A 1,638-nucleotide genomic window follows, 5' to 3' on the forward strand; every position below is an offset into this window, starting at 1 on the left:
AAAAAACACCCCGAAAAGAACTCTTGATTCGCAATAATTGAAGAAAATCATAAAAAGATTTGTTAGAATCAGAAGAAAATATTTCTTCTCTAATAGGACTTTTTATATGGTTACATCTTTTGGTAAAATTTTACGGAAACTTCGCATTGATCACTCAGAACGCCTCTTAGATATGGCTAAGAAATTAGACATATCTGTAGCATTTTTATCTTCTGTCGAGATTGGCAAAAAATCTGTTCCTGTAGGACTGGAGGAAAAGATCATAGAGCTTTATGGTTTAGATAAAGCTATGGCTTCTCTCTTAAAAAAAGAAGCCTATTCTTATCGAAAAAGTTTTACAATCAAGACTTCTGATCCGTTGAGGTATGAAGCTGTTGGTGAGTTTGTTAGAAATTTAGAGAATTTTTCACAACAAAACTTAGCAGAATTAAAAGACGTTCTTGAGAAAGTTTGCAAAAAAAGAGGCGTCCTATAGAGATAGGTTGAAAAATCCTATTCCCTAACTTTTATTTACGCGTCCCTCACTGTAAAAAATATATGGAAAATCAATAAATTATTTTGGATAAAAAAGAACATGGTGCCCAAAAGAGTTTCAATAATTTTAAATAAAATAAATGAGTTATTGCGATATGGGGGAAATTTATCATTATTGATTCCATTAATGTTTTTTATAGCACTATCCCTCATTTTTTTTGGAGCTTTTTTATCGCTTCTATAGCTAGCCTTTTGCGATCTGCGCTTTTTGTATAAAGAGATGCCATGTTGTCGTCGGTCCATCCAAAAATTGCCTTGAGTTGTGATACTGTTGCACCTGAATTAGCGGCGCGTGTTGCTGCTAATTTTCTTAAGCCATGTGCTGATTTTTTGATTCCCGCTACGTTACAAGCCTCACGAAAAAGGTTGCCAAAACTTTCTTTTACGAGTTTATTTCCGTTTTTTCCGCAAATGAATGTTTCATTTCCAATAGGACCAATTTTTAGAGTTTCTGCTAATTCAGGCAAAATGGGTAGAAAAACATCTGTTTGGAATTTACTTTTCTCTGTCTTGAGATGAATGATATTATCTTTGACATCGTTCCAACCAATGCGGACCGCATCACCACGACGCAAACCCGTGTAAAGAAGAACATCAATCCAGACGCGTTCATGTGAACCATGTGACCAATGGTGATAATATTTTTCAACATCTTCTTCTGTCCAAACAGCAAATCCATCTTTGTTGTTGAGAGGAGGTCTTTTTATTCCTAAAGCTGGGTTATTCTCCAGAAGTTCTTGATCGATCGCCCAATTAAAAAGTCCATTAAGTGCTTTTAGAAAATTTTGGGCAGCTGTTGGTTTTTCTTTGCGGCGTTCAACACCCGCTGTAATATGTGATTTCTTTATTTCTCTGTATGGAATGTTTCCTATAGCATCACATACCTTCATAAGGATAAGTTCTCTTTGTCTTTTCGTAGCTTTAGCAAGGCTATGCCAATGAACGCTGTTAAAGTATTGTTTAAGCAGCCATGCAAATGACCCTTCAACAAGTTTACCGGTTTTTGATTTAGGAAGTATAAGTCCTTGTAACTCGGCAAGTGCGCTTTTGTAGTTATCAACAAACTCTTGCGTTCCATAGGTACCGCGTATTCTAATGCGTTTG

Annotated in this window: 2 protein-coding genes; one reads left to right on the forward strand and one right to left on the reverse strand. The window is 35.7% G+C overall.

From position 1 onward, the window contains the following. The first annotated feature begins 106 nt into the window (after positions 1-106). On the forward strand, positions 107-475 hold the full coding sequence (locus tag ACFIMS_RS05520; RefSeq protein ID WP_375696465.1) for a helix-turn-helix domain-containing protein: 369 nt from the start codon (positions 107-109) through the stop codon (positions 473-475). Positions 476-683: 208 nt separating this feature from the next. On the opposite strand, the gene ACFIMS_RS05525 is transcribed toward ACFIMS_RS05520, so the two are convergent. Next, the coding region (locus ACFIMS_RS05525; protein ID WP_375681014.1) for a tyrosine-type recombinase/integrase at positions 684-1,638 on the reverse strand (955 nt) is incomplete at its 5' end.

Source organism: Bartonella sp. AP331QHHD (assembly GCF_042195905.1).
Classification (GTDB): Bacteria; Pseudomonadota; Alphaproteobacteria; order Rhizobiales; family Rhizobiaceae; genus Bartonella.